Raw genomic sequence first — 21,982 nt, forward strand, 5'->3', positions numbered from 1 at the left:
TAACACAGAGGCAATATTGGCGAAATCCCCAACCGGAAATGTGACACGCAGTGACGTCGCCAAAGCCGCCGGAACCTCGGTGGCGGTGGTCAGCTATGTGATCAACAACGGACCGCGTCCGGTGGCCGAAGCCACGCGTCAGCGCGTGCTGGCCGCCATCCAGCAAACCGGCTATCGCCCGAATGCGGTGGCGCGCGCACTGGCCTCCGGCAGTACCAAAACCTTTGGCCTGATCGTGCCGAATATCGCAAACCCATTTGTCGCCTCAATGGCGCACGTGCTGCTGCAGGAGTCGCTGAACCACGGCCACGTAATGCTGCTGGGCGATGCCGGCGACGATCGCCAGCGCGAGCTGGAGCTGATTCAGGGTCTGCTGAATCGTCAGGTTGATGGCCTGTTTTACACCAGCGTCGATCGCCATCCCTATATTGATGTCATCCAGGCGAGCGGAACGCCGCTGGTGATGCTGGACCGCATCGAACCGCGCCCCGGCGTCAGCATGCTGTGCGTGAACGAACGTGAAGCGGCGCATCAGGTTACGGCGCATCTGCTCAGCCACGGCTATCAGCAGGTCGGCATGATCAGCGGTCCGCGCGAGATGCTTAACGCGCAGGATCGTATTCAGGGCTGGCGCGACGCCATGGCGCAGCACGGGCTGACGGTAGATGAAGCGCTGATTTTTCCGGCCGGCTATTCGCGCCAGGGCGGTTACGACGCCGGGCAGCGCATGATTGCCAGCGGCCGGGTGCCGCGCGCGCTTTTTACCAGTAACGAAGGGCAGGCGATTGGCTGTATCCGCGCGCTGTCCGAACACGGTCTGCGCGTGCCGCACGATGTCGCGCTGGTGTGTTTCAACGGTACCGAGCAGTCGGCCTTTCATGTGCCCACGCTCACCACCGTGCGCCAGCCGCTGCGCGAAATGGCACGCAGCGCCATCGCCATGCTGAAAAACGGTCATGGCGAGGCGCAGCTGGCCGAATTTCCTCACCATCTGGAGATCGGTGAGTCCTGTGGCTGCCCGCATCCTCAACAAAAATAAATATATAACACCATGAAAAGACTAATTATTGATTGTGATCCGGGGAATGGTATTACTGGCGCTAACACCGATGACGGGCTGGCGCTGGCCTTAGCGCTGGCGTCACGCGCGCTGGCCGTTGAGCTGATCACCACCGTGAGCGGCAACACGCCGAGCGCGGTGGGAGCGCGGGTGGCTAAAGATCTGCTGCAGCGGCTCGGACTGAACATTCCGGTAGTGCAGGGCGCGCTGCAGGCGCTGCGCGAAGATCCGGCGCCGTGGCGCGCGCGGCTGGATAACGTCGCGGACCCGGCGCTGGGCGAACTGTGGCGCGGCGTGCGCCAGCCGCAGACGGTGGCAGCGGACGGCAACGATGCGGCGGGCGTGATGGGCCAGCTGATTTGCGACAATCCCGGCGAGTTTACGCTGGTGGCAATAGGCCCGCTGACCAACGTGGCGCAGGCGCTGCAGCGCTATCCGCAGATGGCGGATTCCGTAGCGGAGATCGTCATCATGGGCGGCGTGTTCGCGCTGGACGACTACATCAAAGACACCAATTTTGGCCTCGATCCGGAAGCGGCGCATCAGGTGCTGCACAGCGGCGCCACCATCACGCTGGTGCCGATGGATGCCACCACGCAGACGCTGCTGACCCATCAGGATCTCACGCGCCTGACCGCCTGCGATCATCCACTGCCGCAGTTTGTGCGCGAAACGCTGCGACCGTGGATTGATTACTCCATCCGCACCCGCCATCTGCCGGGCTGCTGGATCCACGATGCGCTGGTCATTGCCTGGCTGCTCAACCAGCGCGTAGCGGACGGCGTGGATTATCACGTCGATATTGAGCTGCGTCCCGGTGCCACGCGCGGCAAGACCTGGCGCTACCGCACGCCGCTGCGGCTGGATGTCGGCGTGCCGGCGGACGCGGGCGCACTGGTGCATGTGATGCAGAACGTAAACAATCCGCTGCTGCTGGAAGTGATTGAGCAGACGTTCAACGGATTGAAACGCTAAGATTTTGCTGCGGCGCGCGGTCTCCCGGCCGGAGTACCGTGCGCCGCTTTCCTGCCGACACGCTTCCTTACATCACGAATCACTCGCTGACAATTCCCCGCCGCGCGGCGCCTTTCTGACATGCTATATACAAATGGTTAACACAATAATAACCAGTGCAACCATTCGCTGGATAACGTTCCAATAAAAATCTGGCCGCGAGCCGGAAGCAATCAGACAGGATACCCTTATGTTTAACTGGACTGCGACCCAGCGCAACGTGGCTTTCGCCAGTTTCGCCAGCTGGACGCTGGATGCGTTCGACTTCTTTATTCTGGTGTTTGTGCTCAGCGATCTTGCGCGCTACTTCAACACCAGCGTCTCCGATGTTTCTATTGCCATTATGCTGACGCTGGCCGTACGACCGGTAGGCGCATTGATCTTTGGCCGGCTGGCGGAAAAATATGGCCGCCGGCCGATCCTGATGCTCAACATCGTGCTGTTTTCGCTGTTTGAATTGCTGTCGGCATGGTCACCCAACTTTGCTGCCTTCCTGACCTTCCGCGTGATTTACGGCGTGGCGATGGGCGGCATCTGGGGCGTGGCCTCTTCGCTGGCGATGGAAACCATTCCCGACCGTTCGCGCGGCCTGATGTCCGGCATCTTCCAGGCCGGTTATCCGTGCGGCTATCTGCTGGCGTCGATAGTGTTTGGCCTGTTCTTCGAACAGGTGGGCTGGCGTGGCATGTTCCTGATTGGCGCGTTGCCGATTCTGCTGCTGCCGTTTATCTATTTTAAAGTGCCGGAATCGCCGGTATGGCTGGCGGCGCGCGAGCGTAAAGAGAATCACGCGCTGCTGCCCATCATCCGCCAGCACTGGAAAATCTGTATTTACATGGTGCTGCTGATGGCCTGTTTTAACTTCTTCAGCCACGGCACGCAGGATCTCTACCCGACGTTCCTGAAAGTGCAGCACCAGTTTGACGCCCACACGGTGAGTATTATCGCCATCGGCTATAACATCGCGGCGATGCTCGGCGGCATTACGTTCGGCTCGCTGTCCGAGCGTATCGGGCGTAAAAAAGCCATCATGCTGGCGTCGTTTCTGGCGCTGCCGGTGCTGCCGCTGTGGGCGTTCTCCAGCGGTTCCTGGGCGATTGGTATCGGCGCGTTCCTGATGCAGTTTATGGTGCAGGGCGCATGGGGCGTGGTGCCGACCTACCTGACCGAGCTGGTGCCGGCCAATGCGCGTGCGGTACTGCCGGGCTTCGTTTACCAGCTGGGGAATTTAATTGCTTCGGTCAACGCCACGCTGCAGTCCCGCATCGCCGAAGCCCACGGCGGTAACTACGGACTGGGCATGGCGATTGTCGCCGGCACGGTGGCGGTGCTGATTTGCGTGTTCGTGGCGTTTGGCCGCGAGACGCGCGGCATCGAAATATCCGGGGCGGTGGCGAAAGAGACGCGTTAACGCGCCTCGCAGACGTCAATCCATTTCGCCGCCGTGAGCTCAGCCATGCGCTGCGGCGAAATGCGCACCGCGCTGTGAATCGAACCGGCCGCAGGTAACACTTCATCGAAACTGCGCAGCGACACATCGCAATAGACGGTCAGTGGATTTTCCAGCCCGAACGGGCACACGCCGCCGACCGGATGGCCGGTCCAGTTCACCACTTCATCCACGCTCAGCATGCGCGCTTTTGCCCCGAGCGCCGCCTTCAGCTTGCGGTTATCCAGCCGGGCGTCACCGCGCGTGACAATCAGCACCACGCTCTCTTTCACTTTCAGCGACAGGGTTTTGGCGATTTGCCCCGGCGTCACGCCATGTACGCGTGCGGCCAGTTCTACGGTGGCAGTGCTTTCCGGCATCTCGATGATGTCGATATCCGGTGCGTGTTCGGCAAAGAAGTGCCGTACCGACTCCAGGCTCATTTTTTTCTCCGGTAAAAACAGAGCGTAAAAGCTGCCATAAGGCGGGAAAGCTGTAAACGGGAGAAACGGAGAATCTGTAACAGAATACGCCGCGCTTACACGGCATTTAACGTGCAGTTACCGCAGCGTTCGACGTCCGGAATGCGATAGCGCTGGCAGCAGCTGCGGCGCTCCATCGCGCCGTTGCGCGGGATCATGGTGCGATACAGCGGATTATCACTGCCGTCGGACAGGGATTTGCTGAAAAACAGCGCCTGTTCCAGTTGATGACGGGTGGCCGCAGGCAGCTGCTGCTGCAGTTCGCCAAGGAACCAGTAAAACGAGAAGCCTAAGTTGTTCCAGATTAGCCGCGCGTTGATGTCACCGTGCTGCGCCATGCCGTTGACGGCGGGGATCAGGCCATGCTGAATCAGGCGTTCGATACGCTGCTGCGGATTGAGATAGCGCGCATCCTCGTCCTCCTGCACATCAATCCAGAAGGCGCAGGGATGGCCGTTTTCGTGGAACTCAACGTGGATGCGCTGCGGCGAGCAGTCGAGCGCGCGCGGCTCCTGCAGCAGCGCCAGCATTAATGGCGGCAGCAGCAGGCCAAAATACCACTGGGCCCACAGCGACTGCAGCGGTTTGGCTTCCTGCGGAACATCGGGATGGTGGCGATAGAGATAGTCGCTGTAGCGCTGCGTCAGGCGGCGATAGTGAAACGGCGTGGACCATTCGGCCAGCGTCAGGGTGCCTGCGGGGGCCGGCTGGCCCAGCTTCACGTTTTCCCGCATGTAGCTGCGCTGGTCGCACATCAGATCTTCCAGCGCGCTGGCTAAGCTGCGATCGCTCTGCATAAAGATCAGCGGATGCGCGCTAAAGCGATGATCCTGACGCGTGATGATGGCCATGCGGCTCCTGAGTGAAAACGGGAAGCGAAAAACAAATGATAATCGTTCCCGATTCACTGAGCAAGATGCCAGCAGCGCTCACTGCCTGGCCACCGCGCATTTTGCGTGAAATCCCCCGGAGAGGGTGCGGCGTTGTCGCCGCACCGCTTACACCAGATCGCTGCTTACCGGCGCCAGCTTCGGTAAATCCTCCCACGCCAGAATGGTGTTACGTCCCTGATTCTTCGCCACGTACAGCGCGCGGTCGGCGTTGGCTACCGCCTGGTCGAAGTCTTCTGCGAAAATCGGCGCGATACCGGCGCTGATGGTCACGTGGGTCGAGACTTTATCATTGAAGCGGTGGGGAATTTCCAGATCAACCACGTACTGACGGATGCGTTCGGCCAGCTTCATGGCAATCGAGGCATTAACGTTGGTCATCAGCACCAGAAACTCTTCGCCGCCGTAGCGCGTCACCACATCGCGCGAGCGCACCGCATCGCGAATGGCAACCGACACCCGCGCCAGCGCCTGATCGCCCATGGCATGACCGTAGTTATCGTTGTAGGCCTTGAAGTGATCAATATCCAGCAGCAGCACAAAGTGGCTGCCGGCATGATTTTCCATGATGGTATCCAGCCGGTTCTTCAGCCCGCGCCGGTTATACAGGCCGGTGAGCGGATCAAGCATGCTCAAATCGCTGAAACTTTGCTTCTCCTCATACAGCTGGCGCACCAGCCGCAGAGTGAAGGTGTCGAAGCGGCGGCGCATCAAATGGTGCAGCGAGAAGCCGATCAGCGGCAGCGTAATGGTGAACAGAATGGTCATTAAATGCTGACCATCGTCCAGTAACAGTACGGTTAATACCGGTGGCGTAATATGTAAACAGAACGCAAGCAAATAATCACTCAGGGCAATCGCGCTGATAAAAAATACGCTCAGCAGACTGATTATTAAAAAGCTACCGTCAAAATAAAACACCAGATGGTAACGATGATTGATATGCCAGGCCCACAGCGCGCCTAATAGCAATGCGACAGGATTTAATAACGGGAATTTTAGATTTGGCGCGATTAAACATAGCGCCAGCAGCGTGGTGCTAAAGCCCGCCACCAGTGTTACCGGCAGCGAATTGATGGGATTATCCGTGCCGAAAAACGGCAGCAGACAAAAAAGCGAAACGGCGACATTCAAAAACAAAAATAGCATCAGCGACAGCCGATACTTGCTGTGTTTCAACTCATCATAAGATTGTAATTTCATTATTATTACTCGTGACAGCCCTGAAATATCAAAGCGCTACCCGCAGGAAATAATCCCACAACGCGGATAGTGAGCACGTTTTTGCTGTGTTATCAAAATAGTTATCGGCGGCAATCTATCATTTTCCAGTAATTCTGTCATCCGGCGCGGGCAGGGCAAAAAACTCGCTGCAAGATGAGAAATGTTGTCATATGATAATGGGAATATTTATCATTTGAAGGGTTGCGTGATGATCATGGCGATGATGGCTGCCTGCGGCTTGTGGGGCGTAAGCTGGGTGATGGGTAAACGTCTGGATAGCGGCTGGGGCGTATTGCTGCCCTGCGCGGCCATGCCGGTGTTTGCGCTGTGGGAGCCGAGTTTCAGCCAGTGGCGCTTAGTGATGATCGTCGCGCTGCTGCTTACTGTGGTGATGCTGTTCCACCATCGTCTGCGGCATTATCTGCTGCTGCCTTCCTGCCTGGCGCTGGCGGGCGGTCTGGCGGCTATCTCGGTGAATTTTCACGTCATTTAACGGTGAGCAGAAACGACAATATCACGCAAAGGCGTGATAGCAGCGGTAACAATCAATGGGTATTGTACTGCAGAAGAAGTGTGACAACGTTGGTGCGAAGAGAGGGACTTGAACCCTCACGTCCGTAAGAACACTAACACCTGAAGCTAGCGCGTCTACCAATTCCGCCACCTTCGCATCGTAGTTGTCTGTTTATATCACCGCATGGTGCGAAGAGAGGGACTTGAACCCTCACGTCCGTAAGAACACTAACACCTGAAGCTAGCGCGTCTACCAATTCCGCCACCTTCGCGCAGTGCACGCGATATAAACTCTGTGATTATTGGTGCGAAGAGAGGGACTTGAACCCTCACGTCCGTAAGGACACTAACACCTGAAGCTAGCGCGTCTACCAATTCCGCCACCTTCGCCTACCTGCAATACATTACAGTATTGCTAACCACGGAGGCGCATTTTAGAGATTTTACTCATTGCGTCAACACATATTTTGCGACGGTGAAACGACTGCTGCAAAAAGCAACGTTTTCCCCGTCGCATCGCGGATTTTACTACGCTTAGCGCGCTTTCGCGCCGCGGCCATATACGGCGCGATACACTTTGAAGCGGCCGGTCTGCGCCAGCACTTCATGGTTACCGAAGGTTTCATCCAGCACCTGCGGATAAGGCAGGAAGGCGTTGGCCACGATGCGCAGCTCGCCGCCGCTGTTTAGATGCTTCACCGCACCGCGAATCAGCGTGTGGGCGGCATCAAGGCTGGTTTGCAGACCATCATGGAACGGCGGGTTAGAGATGATCAGATCAAAACGGCCGCTGACGTCCGAGAACACGTTACTGGCAAACACTTCGCCTTCCAGGCCGTTAGCGGCCAGCGTGGCTTTACTCGCCTCGATGGCGGCGGCGTGCACATCGCACAGCCACAGCCGGACTTTCGGCGAATGCTGCGCCAGCGCGGCGGCTAATACGCCACTGCCACAGCCGATATCCAGCACTTTGCCTTTGGTGTGCGGCGTAAGAGTGGAAAGCAGCAGATCGCTGCCGATATCCAGCCCGTCGCGGCTGAACACGCCTGGCAGGGTATGAATGGTGAGATCGTCCAGCTGATAGCGATTGCCGAACGCGCTGGCGTCAAAGCTGGCCTGCTGCGTCAGCTGGCCGTGATACAGCCCGCAGCGGCGCGCGCTGTCGATCTTCTCCAGCGTGGCCCAGCTCTCCAGCATGCCTTCGGCGCTGCGCACGCCGCTACGGTTTTCACCGACGACAAAAATATCGCAGCCCAGCGGCAGCAGCGACAGCAGGTTTTGCAGCTGGAACTGCGCTTCCGGTTTGTTCTTCGGCCAGAAATAGACCAGTGTGTCGCAACCGGCTACGTCGGCCGCACCGGCCACCAGCCCGTACACTGCCCGTTCACCGAGGCGACGGCTGAGGTTCTGCCAGTGATGGTACTGCTGAGTGTGCACGCGGCTCGACGCGGTCTCCAGCTGGGCGGGCAGGTCATCCTGCAGGTCGCCGGCGAACAGTACGTGGCGGGCGGTAAATTCATCACTGTGGCGCAGAATCACTTCGCTGGCCGGGGTAAAAGCAGACATGGAACGCTCCTGTTAAATCAGAGCGGCGATTATAGTGCTTTGTTGGCGCATGTTCGATGGGTTTGCTAGCATAGCGTCGCATTCTGGCAGGATTACAGGTAACAGCATGAGCACAAGGCGCGACTGGCTTCTACAGCAAATGGGGATTACGCAGTATCAGCTGCGACGTCCGCGCGTGCTGCAAGGCGAAATTGCCGTCACGCTAACGCCGGACACGCGGCTGGTGCTGGTCGCTGAGCAGGCGCCGGATCTGCAGGAGCCGCTGGTGCGCGACGTACTGCGGACGCTGAGCATTCAGCCGGGGCAGGTAATGACGCTGACGCCAGAACAGCTGCCGATGCTGCCGGAGCAGGTCGACTGTGCTGGCTGGCTGCTGGGCGTGACCAGCGATCATCCTTTTAACGGCATCACGTTCACCAGCGCCGTTTTCAATGAATTAATCAGCAGCGGCGCGGCCAAACGCGCGCTGTGGCAACAGATGTGTAACCATGACAGCCATCTCTTTCATCACCCCTGATTTACAGCCGCGGCTACTGGAAATCGAGCGCCGCGCGCATGCGTTTCCGTGGAGCGAGCAGACCTTTGCCAGCAATCAGGGCGAACGTTACGTCAATCTTTGCCTGCACGCGGACGGCCAGCTGGCCGGCTTCGCCATCACCCAGGTGGTGCTGGATGAAGCGTCGCTGTTCAACATCGCGGTCGATCCCGCGTTCCAGCGCCGCGGCTATGCGCGTCAGCTGCTACAGCAGCTGATTACCGAACTGGAGCAGCGTGCGGTGATGACGCTGTGGCTGGAGGTGCGCGCCTCCAATCAGCCCGCCATTGCGCTGTATCAGCAGCTGGATTTTCATCAGGTCAGCGTGCGGCCAAACTACTATCCCACCGCCAGCGGGCGCGAGGATGCCATCATCATGGCGCTCACGCTCTGACGTTATTCAAAAGGGGCACTATGTTAAACGACTGGGACTGCATCCTGTTCGATGCGGATGACACACTTTTCCACTTTGACGCCTTCGCCGGCCTGCAGCGCATGTTTGCCAGCTACGACGTGCACTTCAGCGATCAGGATTACGCTGATTATCAGGCCGTCAACAAACCGCTGTGGGTCGATTACCAGAACGGCACCATTACAGCGTTACAGCTCCAGACGCGCCGCTTCACGCTGTGGGGCGAAAAACTGCGCGTGGAGCCGGAAGTGCTTAACAGCGACTTTCTTAATGCGATGGCCGAGATCTGCCTGCCGCTTGATGGCGCAGCCCGCCTGCTGGATACGCTCAAGGGCAAGGTAAAAATCGCCATCATCACCAACGGTTTTACGGCGCTGCAGCAGGCGCGCCTTGAACGCACCGGTTTCCGTGACTACTTTGACGCGCTGGTGATCTCCGAACAGGTGGGCGTACCCAAGCCGGACGCGGCGATTTTTGACCATACGCTGCAGCTGCTGGGCAATCCCGATCGCCGCCGGGTATTAATGGTCGGCGACACGCCGGAATCGGATATTCTCGGTGGTATGAATGCCGGCGTGAAAACCTGCTGGATCGATCACGGCACGCGTCCGCTGCCGGCGCACATCACGCCCACCTGGCAGGTGAAAACCTTGCCTGAGCTGCAATCTATTCTGACTGCTTAACAATCCCGATACCCACTATTTTAGCGAATTAAACCAGCCTGGTCCGCCTGGCTGGTTTTTTTAACTGCCAGTTTGTCTTTATCACCCCTTTTTTACCGCCTGCCTCTGTTTTATCGCGCTCAGACAAAATGCGTGCCGCTCAGCGCCATTTTTTTTATGACAATTTTTAATGATCGCGCGAGCAAATTTTCATCTTTCATTTACAATCTTTCACAGTTTTAATGGATTGATAAGAATAGTCTTAGGTTTACGGGCAAAAGTGACGCAAATTTGCATTAAAAATATTAGTTAACCTTTACTGAAGTAATTTCCTCTGCTAGCGGCGCGTTGAAATTTTGTCAGGCTTCTGTAAACTTCCGTCAGACATTAACAAATGGATTGTGATTGCATGCTCACGGGCAGGTTTTACCTGGCTCGTGCGGTAGCTATGATGTTTCCAGTCTTTTATATGTTGTTGATATATCTCAATAAATAGCAATGCTGCCAGCGAATGCCGTAAGTTGTTGCTGTTATCCTCTTAATCGTTACCGATTAACCAGATTCATTGAACGTGATAGTTTTTAACCCAGGGATGGCATAAGAGAAACCGAGGTTTGGCTGTGGCCGACCCCTTCGCTTAGCAAAAATTGATCATGTTGCTGATCGTTTGTGAAACGATCGGAATTCTTCCGACATCATCCCTGTCACTAATGTTGCATTTTTAATACTTAATTCAGACTGATCAATTTTTGCCTCGCTGGCGCGATGCGTTAGCCACACTCATTAAAGGGTCAACTTTTTAACTGGTACTGAATCGACGCCGGCTCCCGCCGTGCGCACGGTTCATTTTGCTCTTAACCGGCCTCTGGCCACTTTTTAGGCGTTAATGGAACTAAACATGAAGAAAATGGTGAATCTCCGTATGGCGTTGGGCCTGATATTTGTTTTCGCAGTGGCTGGCTGTAAAGCACCGCCAAAGATGACAGACGACACTATTGTCAGCAGCACCGTTGACGGCGTCACGCTGTCGCACCGTTATGCCGTCCAGCCGCCGGCACAGTTCAGCCCGGTGAACGAGGCTTATCGCGCGCTCTATCCGGCTTCGATCATGACCCGCCCGAGCTTCGGCGGCAAAGTGGTGGATACGCTGAAAAGCGGTGAAACCTACACCGTGATTGGCCAGGTTGAAAACAACTGGCTGGCACTTGGCGAGTCGGCGCAGGCCGCAGACGAAGCGCAGCCTGAGACTGCACCGGCCGATGACAAAAAAGCTCAGCAGCCGGCGGCTCAGCCTGCGGTGCAGCTGATCGGTTATGTCCCGTTCCGCGCGGTGGTGAAAAGCGCGCTGTATGAGCAGACCATCAAAGCGGACCAGCCGAAGCGTCGCGCCCGCGCCAGCAGCAAGAAAAAGACCTGCGTCGCGGTGGATGGCGACAGCAAAGCGTGCCAGAACAGCAACAGCGGCACCTGGATCATCAACTAACACGGTAAGCAGGGAGGGCTGAATGATGACGATGATTTCTCTCCGCCGCGCCGGATTACTGCTGCTGGCTTGCCTGCTGGCGGCCTGCAGCAGCAACAGTCCGGCGCCGGTTGCACGCTACAATCTCGACTTTCAGGCGCATCCGCAGATCAACGCGGGTGCGCCGCTCAAAGTCCGGGTGATGTTGCTGACCTCCGATGCGGAATTCATGTCCGCTGATTTCTACTCCCTGCAGAACCAGCCCGCCACCGCGTTGGGCAGCACGCTGCTCAACAATCAGCAGTTCTTCCTGATGTCAGGTCAGCTGAGTAAAACCCTCAGCGCGAAAAGCCTGCCGGAAGCGCGCTTCATCGGCATCATGGCCGAGTATCAGGCGCTGGACGGTAAAGTCTGGCGCCTCGCGCTACCCTTCCCGGATGGCGACGACAGCGCATTCTGGCAGTTCTGGAAAAATAACGATGGTGAGTTGAATGCCCGCGTCGTGGCGGATATCAACGGCCTGCGCGTGGTTAAGCAGTAAGGATGCCTATGAACCGAGCCGAAAAGGTTGTCTGGACCGAGGGGATGTTCCTGCGCCCTCACCATTTCCAGCAGTCGGAAAATTTTCTACACAGCACCCTGCGCGAGTGGGGGCAGTCGCAGCGCGCCTACACCTGGGGTTTTTTTGATCTCGAATTTGATGAAGCGCTGCTGCGCCAGGGAAAACTGGCGCTGAGTGCCGCCAGCGGATGTCTGCCTGACGGTACCTTTTTCTCTTTCAGCCAGCCACAGCACGGTCCGGCCCCGCTGGATCTGCCGGCGAATGTCGATCGCAGCAAAGTGGTACTGGCGATCCCGGCCCGGCGCAACGGGCGCGAAGCGGTGGCGTTTCAGGAGACGCAGGATTCACTGGCGCGCTATCTGGCGTGGGAAGCCGAAGTCGAAGATGACAACGCTCAGGCGGTCGGCGCTGCCACCGTTCAGTTCGGCAAACTGCGCCTGCGCCTGATGCTGGAACAGGATCTCACCGCGGAGTGGACGGCGATGGGCGTGGCCCAGGTGATTGAAAAACGCAGCGATAACCACGTGCGCCTCGACACCGATTACATTCCGCCGATGCTGACGCTCAACGCCAGCCGGCCGCTGCAAAGCATGCTCAATGACCTGCACGGCCTGATTCAGCAGCGCAGCCAGCAGCTGAGTCAGCGCACGCCGGGCACTGGCCGCTTTAACAGCGCCGACATGGTCGATTTTATGCTGCTGACCTTACTCAACCGTCAGCTTGGCCTGCACGCACACTTACAGCATCTGCCGCTGCTGCACCCGGAAACGCTCTACAGTCACTGGCTGCAGCTGGCTGCTGAATTGAGCAGCTGGATGCCGGCGCGCACCCCGGACGCGCTGCCGCTGTATGACCATGACGATCTGTACAGCTGCTTTACCCGCTTAACGCTGCTGCTGCGCCAGGGACTGTCGCAGGTGATGGAAGAGAGCGCCATCCAGCTGCCGCTGACGCAGCGCTCGCACGGCCTCAACGTGGCCACGGTGCCGGAAAGCAGCATGGTGCGCGAGTTCGGCTTTGTGCTGGCGGTCAAAGCCAGCGTGCCGGCCGAGGCGCTGAAAACCCACTTCCCGGCGCAGATGAAAGTCGCGCCCGTTACCAAAATCCGCGATCTGGTACAGCTGCAGCTGCCGGGACTGGCGCTGAAAGCCATGCCGGGCGCGCCGCCGCAAATCCCGTGGCATGCCGGCTACAGCTATTTCGAGCTCGATAAGAACAGCGAGCTGTGGCAGGAGATGGAGCGCTCAGGTGCCTTTGCGCTGCATCTGGCCGGTGAGTTTCCGGGCCTGAACATGGAGTTCTGGGCCATTCGTAGTCAGTCAGAATAATCAAAACTGAGCACGCCGCATGATGCAGGAACAACAGAAACCGAACAGTGACGTCACACAGCAGGATGTCAGCCATCAGAATGTGCTGGTCGCCGCGGCGAATCCGCTGATTAACGCGATCCCGCAGATTCGCCACTCCGTCTCGCACGACGATCCGGCGCGACTGCGCCAGCAGCTGATCGATCAGATCCGTCGCTTTGAGCTTAGCTGCCAGCAGTCGGGGCTGAGTTATGAAGTGATCGTCGGCGCGCGCTACTGCCTGTGCACCGCGCTGGATGAAGCGGCGGCGCTGACGCCGTGGGGCAGCCGCGGCGTGTGGACCAGCAACGGCCTGCTGGTGACGTTTCACAATGAAACCTGGGGCGGTGAGAAGTTCTTTCAGCTGCTGGCCAAGCTGTCGCAAAACCCGCGTCAGCACATCCTGCTGCTGGAGCTGATCTATTTCTGCCTGCTGCTCGGCTTTGAAGGGCGCTACCGCGTGCTGGATAACGGGCGTTCGCAGCTGGAAACCATCAAACAGCGTCTGCTGCAGATGATCAAAAGCGTGCGCGGCAGTTACCCGGCGGCGCTGTCACCGCATCCCACCGATCAGCCGGTGCTACGCAAACTGTGGCGGCCGATGATTCCACTGTGGGCCTGTGCGGCGGTGGCCGGCTTTGCTGCCTGCCTGTTCTACATCGTCCTGAACTGGCGTCTCGGCGACTACACCTCGCCGGTACTGGCCAGCATCTATCAGACCGCGCTGCCGGAAGTCAAAATCAGCAATCCGGCACCGCCGCCGCCCGCCACGCTGAACCTGAAAGCGTTCCTCAAGCCGGAAATTGATGCCGGCCTGGTGGCGGTGCGCGATGAAGCCGACCAGAGCGTGGTCACCCTGAAGGGCGATGGCCTGTTCGCCTCGGCATCCACCGAAGTGCGTGGCCGCTACGATGCGGTGATTCAGCGCATTGCCGCCGCGATGAATAACGTCAGCGGGAAGATTCTGGTGATTGGCTACAGCGACAACGTGCCGATTCGCAGCGCCCGCTTCGCCTCCAACTATGAACTCTCCCTGGCGCGCGCGCAGTCGGTGCAAACCCTGCTGCAGCAGCAGCTGGCACAACCGTCGCGGGTTAAAGCCGAAGGGCGTGGCGAAAGCCATCCGCTGGTGCCGAACACCAGCGCGGAGAATCGCGCCCGCAACCGTCGCGTAGAAATTACTCTGCTGGTCGCGCCGGATGCGACGCAAGCGGAACTCAACGGCCTGGCGAGAGGGAACTAATCCATGCTGAATATGCTTTTTGCGGTGCTGACCAGCCGCCTCGCCTGGGGTTTTGTCGGCATTACCGCGCTCTCCTTTATCATCTGGGTGATTGGCCCGGTGTTTTCCATTGTCGACTCGCGGCCGCTGGAGCCAGAGCAGAACCGCATTATCAGTATTGCGCTGCTCTATCTGGTGTGGGGGCTGAGCCAGGCGATTCCGCGCCTGTATAACTTCTGGCTCAACCGCAAACTGATGTCGAGCCTCGAAACCAGCAAAAGCGATGCGCCGGAGCAGGACCGCAAACGCCTGACCAATGAAGAACAGGTGCTGGCGAGCCGTTTCTCCGAAGCCACCGACATGCTGAAAAAAGCGCACTTCCAGCGCGCCAGCAGCAAGGGCGCGCCTTTCTGGGCGCAGCGCTTCAGCCATCAATACCTCTACCAGCTGCCGTGGTACATGATCATTGGCGCACCGGGTGCCGGTAAAACCACCGCGCTGGTCAACTCCGGGCTGCAGTTCCCGCTGGCGGACAAGTTCGGCAAAGCGGCGCTGCGCGGCATCGGCGGCACGCGCAACTGCGACTGGTGGTTCACCAACGAAGCGGTGCTGCTGGATACCGCTGGCCGCTATACCACCCAGGAGAGCCAGCAGGAGCGCGACGCCAGCGAGTGGCATCACTTTCTCGACCTGCTGCGCAAATATCGCGGCCGTCAGCCCGTCAATGGCGTGATTGTTACGCTCAGCGTCTCCGATTTACTGACGCAATCGCCGGAAGCGCAGCGCAATCAGGCGATCGCACTGCGTCAGCGGCTGATGGAGCTGCACGATCGCCTTGGCATTCGCTTCCCGGTTTATGTGCTGGTCACCAAAACCGACCTGCTCAAAGGTTTCCGCAGCTACTTCGCTGCGCTGGATAAAACCCAGCGCGAGCAAATCTGGGGCTTTACCTTCCCGTGGGCGCAGGCGTCGACCGCAGAGTTTGAGCTCAACAGTCAGTTTCAGCAGGAGTATTCACTGCTGCAGCAGCGTCTGGATGCCGGTCTGGCCGATACGCTGCTGGCGGAAAGCGATGCGCAGGCACGGGCGGAGAGCTATCTGTTCCCGCAGGAGTTCGCCGCGCTGCGTCCGCTGCTGGCGGAGGCGCTGGATACGCTGTTTGCCCGCTCTGATTTCGAAACTCAGTTCGCGCCGCGTGGTATCTATTTCGCCAGCGGTACTCAGGAAGGGCTGCCGTTTGACCGCGTGATGGGCGAGCTGAGCCGCGCCCTGCATCTGCCGGGACAGCGCAGCGGCGAGTCCGGCAGCTGGGACCAGGTCGACAAAGAGTCACCGATCCCGCCGAACAAAGGCCAGAGCTTCTTCCTGAAAGGCGTGCTGGAAAATGTCATCTTCCAGGAGTCGGGCCTGGCGGGCAGTAACCGCTGGTGGGAGCTGCGCAATCGCGCCGGATTGTGGTCCGGCTATCTGGCGCTGCTGGTGCTGGTACTGATTGCCGGAGCACTGTGGCTCACCAGCTACAGTAAAAACAAAGCCTATTTGCAGGAGATGGCGGGTAAAACGCCGCAGGTGGAACAGCTGGGACAACAGCTGGAACGGCAGGGCAATGGCGATCTGTTTGCGCTGGTGCCGTATCTCAACACGCTGCTGCAGCTGCCGAAAAGCGCCGACTTCTCGCTGGAAGATCCCCCGCTGACGCGCCGCATGGGCCTGTATCGCGGTACCGAAGTCAGCGACGCCACGCGCACCCTGTATGACAAAGCGCTGAAACAGCTGCTGCTGCCGCAGGTGGCGCAAAACATCACCCGCTGGCTGCGCAACGACAACGGCAGCGATGCGGATTACAGCTACGAAGCGCTGAAAGCTTACCAGATGCTGTATCAGCCAAAACATTATGACGGCAAATTCCTGCATGCCTGGCTGATGCTGAATATTAGCCGCGAACTGCCGCAAAACGTGACGCAGCAGGAAGTGAAACAGCTGGCGTGGCATCTGCAGCAGCTGCTGGAGACACAGATTCAGTCCTCGCCGTACGCGAAGGATGATGCGCTGGTAAAGCGCGAGCAGGCGCTGATTAACCAAATGCCGCTGTCGCAGCGCGTCTACGGACGTCTGAAGCGCCTGCTGCAGCGTGACGGCAGCCTGCAACCGGTCACCCTCGCGGCGCTGGGCGGGCCGCAGAGTGAGCTGGTGTTTTCACGCAAAAGCGGCAAATCAGTCAATGATGGCGTGGCCGGCCTGTTCACGCCAGACGGTTACTGGCAGCACGTTGATAAACAAATCGCACCGGTCACGCAGGCTCTGTTTCAGGATGATGTCTGGGTGCTGGGCGGCGTTGCGTCGCCGGAGAACAGTCAGCAGACCGACCTCGCGGTGCGCCAGCTCTACGTGCAGGATTACATCCGCCAGTGGGAGCAGTTCCTCAGCGATATCCAGCTCAACAGCAGCGCGGATTTGTCGCAGCGCATCAACACCGCACGTCTGCTGTCGGGCAACCACTCGCCGCTGCGCCAGCTGGTGGTTAACCTCAGTAAGCTGCTGACGCTGAACCGTGCACAGCCGGATGAGCAAAGTGCCCAGGCACAGCCGGCGACGGGCAACAGCGCCACGCGCACTTTAGAAGCGCTGTTCAGTTCCTCCAAAGCCAGCGCGGCGCCGGGCCAGGGCGCAGCCCAGCAGGCACCGGAGCAGGCGGTGGCGGTGCACTTCGCGCCTGTGCTGGAGCTGGCACAGCCGCTGCAGCAGGGCAGTAAAGTGCTGGCGGTGGATGATTTTCTGCATCAGATCGACGATCTCTATCGCTATCTGACGGCGGTGCAGGACGCCGCCAATAGTGGCATGCCGCCGCCTTCCGGCGATGCCATCAGTCGTCTGCAGGCCAGCGCCGGTCGCTTACCGGGTTCGCTGCAGAATATGGTTTCCAGCATGGCCGTGGGCGCCAGCAGCGATGCACAGCGCCGCGATATGGATAACGTGCGCAAGCGCATCACCATGGAAGTGGGCAGCTTCTGCCGCCAGGCGATTGCCGGCCGTTATCCGCTGGTGCGCAATGCGCGCAGCGAAGTGACGCCGGACGATCTCGCGCGCATGTTCGCGCCGGGCAGCGGGCTGATGGACAGCTTCTTCCGCGACAATCTGGCCAGCAAAGTGGATACCACCAATACGGCGTGGCGTTTCACGCCAGGCATCGACGGCAAAACGCTGCCGGGCGGTGAGGCGCTGCTGCGTCCGTTCCAGCAGGCGCAGTCGATTCGTGACGCCTTCTTTGCTAACGGGGCGACCACGCCGTCGTTCCGCGTCACGCTGCGTACGGTGAAAATGGATAACGACATTCTCAACCTGACGCTCGACGTCGATGGCCAGATTCTGCGTTACAGCCACGGCCCGCAGGCGGTGCAGATGGTGAGCTGGCCCGGACCGGGCGGCACCAGTCAGGTGCGCATGCAGCTTGGCCTGACCAACGGCACCACCTCAACGCTGGTGACCAGCGGTCCGTGGGCGCTGAACCGCTTCTTCGATCGCGCTCGTGTAACCGCGGTCGGTGGCCTGACCCGCGAGGCCAGTTTTAACGTCGATGGCCATCAGGTCACGTTGTCGTTCACCCCTGGCAGTATTCGTAACCCGTTCCAGCTTCCCGGCTTTAGCTGCCCCTGAAACAGGACCTGATAATGACTCATTACGCAGCACCCGGCTGGTACGGCAAATTGCCCAGCTCGGGTGACTTTGTGAAGCGACGCTTCCCCGATGTGCTGTACCGGCAGTGGTCGAACTGGTTTCAGGTCGGACTGCATCACTGGCAAACCAGTGAAGAGAGTAAAAACGCCCCGTCGCGCGCCTTTCTCAAAGCGCCGGTGTGGAATTTTGTCGTGCCGCCAATGCTCGGCAGTCAGCTGATCCAGATGGGCTGCCTGATTGCCGCCCGCGACAGCGTCGGCCGCAACTATCCGCTGTGCGCGCTGCGCCATTTTACCCCTGCCGAGTGGTCACCGGCGCTGCTGGCCCGCTCGGGCGAGTGGTATCAGCAGGTCGGCAATATGCTGCTGCGCGTGGTGCAAAACGGCGGTACGCCAGAGCAGCTCGACCAGGCGCTGCTGAGCATTCCGCAGCCCCAGCAGCCGCAAACTGACGGTGAACAATCGGATATTTTACAGGTGATTGGCGACGGCGAGCCGTCAACGCTCAACTGGAAACTGCCGGGTGACAGCTTCGACCCGCAGTTTTACACCAGCTTCTGGTGGACAAACCAGAGCGACGGTTTCCCGCTTTACACCCAGGTGCACAGCGGCAACTTCACCGCACAGCTGTTCTCACTGCTGTTCGACCCGGCCGGCGGGGCAAAACCCGGACGAAACGGACTTTATCCTCCGATGTTTGAATCCTGAGGCCAACCGCTATGACGATGAATATTGACGTGCTGCTGGCGCCGGTCAGCAGTGATAACCCCTGCGGCGACAACCTGGAGTATCACGCGGATTACCAGGCGATGGAGCAGGCCAGTACCGGTAAAGCCGAACAGCAATTTGGCGAGACCATTATCCCGGCTGAATCAGCGGACTGGAATAAAGTCGAAAAGCTGGCGATTGACTTGCTCAGCCGCAGCAAAGACCTGCGAGTGATGTTAGCGCTTACTCACGCCTGGACCGAGCTGAAAGGGCTGCCGGGCTATGCGCAGGGGCTGAAGCTGATTGAGCAGGCGCTGCTGCTGTACTGGGAGCCGCTGTGGCCGCGACTGGAAGAGTACGGCGAACAGGATCCGTTCTACCGCATCAACGCGGTGGCGCTGCTGGGCGATAAATCAGCGCTGAGCAGCGCGGTACGCCAGAGCTGGCTGCTGCGCTACGCCTCGGATGGCATCACGCTGCGCGATGCCGCCGCGCTGTGCGACGGCAGCAAGACCGAAGTCGCGGACTATCCTGGCGGTCTGCCGCGCCTGACCGATGAGCTGGCGCGCGGCGAGCAGCCCGGTATTGAAGCGGTGCTACAGATAAGTGAGCGTTTGCAAACTATTACCGAAACTCTGACCGAACAGCTGGGGGAAGCGGCGGTGCCGGAGCTGTCGCAGCTGCGCAGGCAGATCGCCATGATCGCCGAACGCTGTCAGGCCACTGACCTCAGCACGCTGCAGCCGGCCGTGGTAACAGAGCAGCCGCCGGAACCGAGCGTCGCCGCGCCCGCCGCAGCGGTCCGCACGGCTGACTGGCGCAGCGTGCAGCTCAGTTCGCGCGCCGATGCGCAGCTGATGCTGGAGAAGGTGAAGCACTACTTTGCTCAGCACGAGCCCAGCCATCCGGCACCGCTGATGATCGACCGCGTACAGCGGCTGATTGAGCTCGATTTTATGGACATCATCCGCGATCTGGCGCCAGACGGCGTGCATCAGCTGGAAAATATCTTTGGACGCCGCGACTAAGCGTGCGTAACAACTCAACGCAGCGAGACCTGCGCGCCTCCTGCGAAAATTTACCCGCGCACCCTTAATGGAGAAAACCATGGCACCAACGAAATCCAGTGGGCAGAAGTTCATTGCCCGCAATCGCGCGCCTCGCGTTCAGATTGAATATGACGTGGAAATTTATGGCGCGGAACGCAAAATCCAGCTGCCGTTTGTGATGGGCGTCATGGCGGACCTGGTCGGTAAACCACTCGAGCCGCAGGCGAGCCTTGATGAGCGTAAATTCCTGGAAATTGATATCGATAACTTCGATGAGCGCATGAAAGCGCTGAAGCCGCGCGCGGCGTTTCAGGTGGATAACACGCTCAACGGCGAAGGCAAACTTAACGTCGAACTGACCTTTGAGAGCATGGACGATTTCTCACCGGATGCGATTGCCCGCAAAGTCGAACCGCTGAGCAACCTGCTGGAAGCGCGTACCCAGCTTTCGAATCTGCTGACCTACATGGACGGCAAAAACGGTGCGGAAGAGCTGATCGGTAAGATTCTGCAGGATCCAACGCTGTTGAAGGCGCTGACCCATCTGCCGAAGCAGGATGAAAGCGCTGAAGGTAAGGAGGAGTAATCATGACCCAGTCTTCGCATCAGCAGCAACAGGGCGCCTCGCACTACAGCGAGAATGAACTCAGCGCCCTGCTGAACAAAGAATTTCGTCCAACCAGCGATCAGGCGCGTGCAGCCGTCGAAAGTGCCGTGAAGACGCTGGCGCAGCAGGCGCTGGAAAACACCGTCACCATCTCGAATGATACCTATCGCACCATCCAGGCGCTGATCGCTGAGATTGACGACAAGCTGTCACAGCAGATCAACCAGATTATTCATCATGAAGAGTTTCAGCAGCTGGAGAGCGCGTGGCGCGGTCTGAGCTACCTGGTGAACAATACCGAAACCGACGAGATGCTGAAAATCCGTTTCATGAGCATCTCCAAGCAGGAGCTGGGACGCAGCCTGAAGCGTTTTAAAGGCGCTGGCTGGGATCAGAGTCCGCTGTTTAAGAAGATTTATGAGCAGGAGTACGGTCAGTTCGGTGGCGAACCGTTTGGTTGCCTGGTGGGCGATTACTATTTCGATCACAGCCCGCAGGACGTGGAGCTGCTGGGCGAAATGGCGCGTATCAGCGCGGCGGCACACTGCCCGTTCATCACCGGTACCGCGCCGACCGTCATGCAGATGGAGTCATGGCAGGAGCTGGCGAACCCGCGCGATCTGACCAAAATCTTCCAGAACACTGAATATGCCGCCTGGCGCAGCCTGCGTGAATCGGAAGATGCCCGTTATCTCGGTCTGGTCATGCCGCGCTTCCTGGCGCGCCTGCCGTATGGCATTCGCACCAATCCGGTGGATAGCTTTGATTTTGAAGAGCAGATCGATGGCTCAAATCACAACGGCTACACCTGGAGCAACGCCGCCTACGCCATGGCAGCCAACATCAACCGTTCGTTCAAAGAGTACGGCTGGTGCACCGCGATCCGCGGCGTCGAGTCTGGCGGTGCGGTTGAAAACCTGCCGTGCCACACCTTCCCGAGTGATGACGGCGGCGTAGACATGAAGTGCCCGACGGAGATTGCCATTAGCGATCGTCGTGAAGCCGAGCTGGCGAAAAACGGCTTTATGCCGCTGGTGCACCGCAAAAACTCCGACTTTGCTGCCTTTATTGGTGCGCAGTCGCTGCAAAAGCCTGCGGAATACCATGATGCCGATGCAACCGCCAACGCACGTCTGGCTGCACGCCTGCCGTATCTGTTTGCCTGCTGCCGCTTCGCGCACTACCTCAAGTGCATCGTGCGCGACAAGATCGGTTCATTCCGCGAGCGTGATGAAATGGAGCGCTGGCTGAACGATTGGGTGATGAGCTACGTCGACGGCGACCCGGCGAACTCGTCACAGGAAACCAAATCGCGCAAGCCGCTGGCTGCCGCCGAGGTGAGCGTGGAAGAGCAGGAAGATAACCCGGGCTACTACGCCGCGAAATTCTTCCTCCGTCCGCACTACCAGCTGGAAGGCCTGACGGTGTCACTGCGTCTGGTATCTAAACTGCCTTCACTCAAATCGAATGATAATTGATTAACTGCATCAGGCCGTCATGTATGGCGGCCAGAATGCTCACAGAGCTTTGCAGTTAATGTGCAGACGCAAAACGCTTATTTGCGA

At 58.9% G+C, this 21,982-nt stretch carries 20 protein-coding genes and 3 tRNA genes; 16 read left to right on the forward strand and 7 right to left on the reverse strand.

Annotation, left to right across the window (positions count from 1 at the left end; translation table 11 throughout):
* Positions 1 to 16: 16 nt before the first annotated feature.
* The 3 genes from AC6I7J_RS03215 (at position 17) to AC6I7J_RS03225 (ending at position 3,485) form a co-directional block, all read left to right on the forward strand.
* Positions 17 to 1,039: a LacI family DNA-binding transcriptional regulator gene (locus AC6I7J_RS03215; protein WP_498006800.1), complete on the forward strand. Its 1,023-nt coding sequence runs from the start codon at positions 17 to 19 to the stop codon at positions 1,037 to 1,039.
* Positions 1,040 to 1,051: 12 nt separating this feature from the next.
* The gene (locus AC6I7J_RS03220) at positions 1,052 to 2,035 is read left to right on the forward strand and encodes a nucleoside hydrolase (protein ID WP_211727424.1); all 984 of its coding nucleotides are present in this window, start codon (positions 1,052 to 1,054) and stop codon (positions 2,033 to 2,035) included.
* Positions 2,036 to 2,264: 229 nt separating this feature from the next.
* Positions 2,265 to 3,485 carry an MFS transporter gene (locus AC6I7J_RS03225; RefSeq protein ID WP_021506769.1) on the forward strand — a complete coding sequence of 407 codons (1,221 nt, stop codon included), beginning with the start codon at positions 2,265 to 2,267 and terminating at the stop codon, positions 3,483 to 3,485.
* On the opposite strand, the gene AC6I7J_RS03230 is transcribed toward AC6I7J_RS03225, so the two are convergent.
* From AC6I7J_RS03230 to AC6I7J_RS03240, 3 genes are all read right to left on the reverse strand, one after another.
* Positions 3,482 to 3,946 carry a YbaK/EbsC family protein gene (locus AC6I7J_RS03230; protein ID WP_058757173.1) on the reverse strand — a complete coding sequence of 155 codons (465 nt, stop codon included), beginning with the start codon at positions 3,944 to 3,946 and terminating at the stop codon, positions 3,482 to 3,484. The two genes, AC6I7J_RS03225 and AC6I7J_RS03230, sit on opposite strands and share 4 nt — an antisense overlap.
* Positions 3,947 to 4,041: 95 nt before the next feature.
* On the reverse strand, positions 4,042 to 4,836 hold the full coding sequence (gene fhuF, locus AC6I7J_RS03235) for a siderophore-iron reductase FhuF (protein WP_088516711.1): 795 nt from the start codon (positions 4,834 to 4,836) through the stop codon (positions 4,042 to 4,044).
* A 147-nt stretch (positions 4,837 to 4,983) separates the two neighbouring features.
* The gene (locus tag AC6I7J_RS03240) at positions 4,984 to 6,078 is read right to left on the reverse strand and encodes a GGDEF domain-containing protein (protein ID WP_021506772.1); all 1,095 of its coding nucleotides are present in this window, start codon (positions 6,076 to 6,078) and stop codon (positions 4,984 to 4,986) included.
* Positions 6,079 to 6,307: 229 nt separating this feature from the next.
* Between AC6I7J_RS03240 and AC6I7J_RS03245 the strand changes: the two genes are divergently transcribed.
* On the forward strand, positions 6,308 to 6,592 hold the full coding sequence (locus AC6I7J_RS03245; RefSeq protein WP_058757170.1) for a DUF1435 domain-containing protein: 285 nt from the start codon (positions 6,308 to 6,310) through the stop codon (positions 6,590 to 6,592).
* Positions 6,593 to 6,682: 90 nt separating this feature from the next.
* Here the strand turns inward: AC6I7J_RS03245 and AC6I7J_RS03250 are convergent.
* From AC6I7J_RS03250 to rsmC, 4 genes are all read right to left on the reverse strand, one after another.
* Positions 6,683 to 6,769, reverse strand: a tRNA-Leu gene (locus tag AC6I7J_RS03250).
* Between the two features lie 28 nt (positions 6,770 to 6,797).
* Positions 6,798 to 6,884: transfer RNA gene (locus AC6I7J_RS03255), tRNA-Leu, on the reverse strand.
* A gap of 31 nt (positions 6,885 to 6,915) precedes the next feature.
* Positions 6,916 to 7,002, reverse strand: a tRNA-Leu gene (locus AC6I7J_RS03260).
* A gap of 144 nt (positions 7,003 to 7,146) precedes the next feature.
* The gene (gene rsmC, locus AC6I7J_RS03265; protein WP_058776440.1) at positions 7,147 to 8,178 is read right to left on the reverse strand and encodes a 16S rRNA (guanine(1207)-N(2))-methyltransferase RsmC; all 1,032 of its coding nucleotides are present in this window, start codon (positions 8,176 to 8,178) and stop codon (positions 7,147 to 7,149) included.
* A 106-nt stretch (positions 8,179 to 8,284) separates the two neighbouring features.
* Here rsmC and AC6I7J_RS03270 point away from each other — a divergent pair, with 106 nt between their 5' ends.
* The 12 genes from AC6I7J_RS03270 to tssC all read left to right on the forward strand — a co-directional run bounded on the left by AC6I7J_RS03270 (position 8,285) and on the right by tssC (position 21,895).
* Positions 8,285 to 8,695, forward strand: a complete 411-nt coding sequence (locus AC6I7J_RS03270) for a DNA polymerase III subunit psi (RefSeq protein WP_031279565.1) — start codon at positions 8,285 to 8,287, stop codon at positions 8,693 to 8,695.
* A complete protein-coding gene (gene rimI / locus AC6I7J_RS03275) occupies positions 8,667 to 9,107 on the forward strand; it encodes a ribosomal protein S18-alanine N-acetyltransferase (protein ID WP_021506776.1) in 441 nt (146 codons plus the stop codon). Before AC6I7J_RS03270 ends, rimI begins: the two co-directional genes overlap by 29 nt.
* 20 nt (positions 9,108 to 9,127) lie before the next feature.
* Positions 9,128 to 9,808 carry a pyrimidine 5'-nucleotidase gene (gene yjjG / locus AC6I7J_RS03280; protein WP_498006804.1) on the forward strand — a complete coding sequence of 227 codons (681 nt, stop codon included), beginning with the start codon at positions 9,128 to 9,130 and terminating at the stop codon, positions 9,806 to 9,808.
* Positions 9,809 to 10,673: 865 nt separating this feature from the next.
* Positions 10,674 to 11,270 carry an SH3 domain-containing protein gene (locus tag AC6I7J_RS03285; RefSeq protein ID WP_166711090.1) on the forward strand — a complete coding sequence of 199 codons (597 nt, stop codon included), beginning with the start codon at positions 10,674 to 10,676 and terminating at the stop codon, positions 11,268 to 11,270.
* Between the two features lie 22 nt (positions 11,271 to 11,292).
* The gene (gene tssJ / locus AC6I7J_RS03290; protein ID WP_021506780.1) at positions 11,293 to 11,790 is read left to right on the forward strand and encodes a type VI secretion system lipoprotein TssJ; all 498 of its coding nucleotides are present in this window, start codon (positions 11,293 to 11,295) and stop codon (positions 11,788 to 11,790) included.
* Between the two features lie 8 nt (positions 11,791 to 11,798).
* Positions 11,799 to 13,139 (forward strand): type VI secretion system baseplate subunit TssK, encoded by a 1,341-nt coding sequence (gene tssK / locus AC6I7J_RS03295; protein WP_058771443.1) that lies wholly within the window; start codon positions 11,799 to 11,801, stop codon positions 13,137 to 13,139.
* A 19-nt stretch (positions 13,140 to 13,158) separates the two neighbouring features.
* On the forward strand, positions 13,159 to 14,400 hold the full coding sequence (locus tag AC6I7J_RS03300; protein ID WP_021506782.1) for a DotU family type VI secretion system protein: 1,242 nt from the start codon (positions 13,159 to 13,161) through the stop codon (positions 14,398 to 14,400).
* Positions 14,401 to 14,403: 3 nt separating this feature from the next.
* Entirely contained in the window at positions 14,404 to 18,033 is a 3,630-nt protein-coding gene (tssM, locus tag AC6I7J_RS03305; protein ID WP_088516708.1) for a type VI secretion system membrane subunit TssM, read from the forward strand.
* 14 nt (positions 18,034 to 18,047) lie between these two features.
* Positions 18,048 to 18,761 carry a type VI secretion system-associated protein TagF gene (gene tagF, locus AC6I7J_RS03310; protein WP_021506784.1) on the forward strand — a complete coding sequence of 238 codons (714 nt, stop codon included), beginning with the start codon at positions 18,048 to 18,050 and terminating at the stop codon, positions 18,759 to 18,761.
* A 17-nt stretch (positions 18,762 to 18,778) separates the two neighbouring features.
* Entirely contained in the window at positions 18,779 to 19,789 is a 1,011-nt protein-coding gene (gene tssA / locus AC6I7J_RS03315) for a type VI secretion system protein TssA (protein WP_498007207.1), read from the forward strand.
* 79 nt (positions 19,790 to 19,868) lie between these two features.
* Entirely contained in the window at positions 19,869 to 20,396 is a 528-nt protein-coding gene (gene tssB, locus AC6I7J_RS03320) for a type VI secretion system contractile sheath small subunit (RefSeq protein WP_021506786.1), read from the forward strand.
* A 2-nt stretch (positions 20,397 to 20,398) separates the two neighbouring features.
* Positions 20,399 to 21,895 (forward strand): type VI secretion system contractile sheath large subunit, encoded by a 1,497-nt coding sequence (tssC, locus tag AC6I7J_RS03325; RefSeq protein WP_498006807.1) that lies wholly within the window; start codon positions 20,399 to 20,401, stop codon positions 21,893 to 21,895.
* The last annotated feature ends 87 nt before the right edge of the window (positions 21,896 to 21,982 follow it).

It is taken from the genome of Type-C symbiont of Plautia stali (assembly GCF_059730935.1).

What these genes read in the sequence shown, in the direction of transcription:
- tssC (WP_498006807.1), top strand. Translation starts at nt 20,399, where the DNA reads ATGACCCAGTCTTCGCATCAGCAGCAACAGGGCGCCTCGCACTACAGC.
- tssJ (WP_021506780.1), top strand. Translation starts at nt 11,293, where the DNA reads ATGATGACGATGATTTCTCTCCGCCGCGCCGGATTACTGCTGCTGGCT.
- rsmC (WP_058776440.1), bottom strand. Translation starts at nt 8,178, where the DNA reads ATGTCTGCTTTTACCCCGGCCAGCGAAGTGATTCTGCGCCACAGTGAT.
- tssA (WP_498007207.1), top strand. Translation starts at nt 18,779, where the DNA reads ATGAATATTGACGTGCTGCTGGCGCCGGTCAGCAGTGATAACCCCTGC.
- fhuF (WP_088516711.1), bottom strand. Translation starts at nt 4,836, where the DNA reads ATGGCCATCATCACGCGTCAGGATCATCGCTTTAGCGCGCATCCGCTG.
- AC6I7J_RS03245 (WP_058757170.1), top strand. Translation starts at nt 6,308, where the DNA reads ATGATCATGGCGATGATGGCTGCCTGCGGCTTGTGGGGCGTAAGCTGG.
- AC6I7J_RS03300 (WP_021506782.1), top strand. Translation starts at nt 13,159, where the DNA reads ATGATGCAGGAACAACAGAAACCGAACAGTGACGTCACACAGCAGGAT.
- AC6I7J_RS03225 (WP_021506769.1), top strand. Translation starts at nt 2,265, where the DNA reads ATGTTTAACTGGACTGCGACCCAGCGCAACGTGGCTTTCGCCAGTTTC.
- AC6I7J_RS03240 (WP_021506772.1), bottom strand. Translation starts at nt 6,078, where the DNA reads ATGAAATTACAATCTTATGATGAGTTGAAACACAGCAAGTATCGGCTG.
- tssM (WP_088516708.1), top strand. Translation starts at nt 14,404, where the DNA reads ATGCTGAATATGCTTTTTGCGGTGCTGACCAGCCGCCTCGCCTGGGGT.
- rimI (WP_021506776.1), top strand. Translation starts at nt 8,667, where the DNA reads ATGACAGCCATCTCTTTCATCACCCCTGATTTACAGCCGCGGCTACTG.
- tssB (WP_021506786.1), top strand. Translation starts at nt 19,869, where the DNA reads ATGGCACCAACGAAATCCAGTGGGCAGAAGTTCATTGCCCGCAATCGC.
- yjjG (WP_498006804.1), top strand. Translation starts at nt 9,128, where the DNA reads ATGTTAAACGACTGGGACTGCATCCTGTTCGATGCGGATGACACACTT.
- AC6I7J_RS03270 (WP_031279565.1), top strand. Translation starts at nt 8,285, where the DNA reads ATGAGCACAAGGCGCGACTGGCTTCTACAGCAAATGGGGATTACGCAG.
- tagF (WP_021506784.1), top strand. Translation starts at nt 18,048, where the DNA reads ATGACTCATTACGCAGCACCCGGCTGGTACGGCAAATTGCCCAGCTCG.
- AC6I7J_RS03220 (WP_211727424.1), top strand. Translation starts at nt 1,052, where the DNA reads ATGAAAAGACTAATTATTGATTGTGATCCGGGGAATGGTATTACTGGC.
- tssK (WP_058771443.1), top strand. Translation starts at nt 11,799, where the DNA reads ATGAACCGAGCCGAAAAGGTTGTCTGGACCGAGGGGATGTTCCTGCGC.
- AC6I7J_RS03230 (WP_058757173.1), bottom strand. Translation starts at nt 3,946, where the DNA reads ATGAGCCTGGAGTCGGTACGGCACTTCTTTGCCGAACACGCACCGGAT.
- AC6I7J_RS03285 (WP_166711090.1), top strand. Translation starts at nt 10,674, where the DNA reads ATGGAACTAAACATGAAGAAAATGGTGAATCTCCGTATGGCGTTGGGC.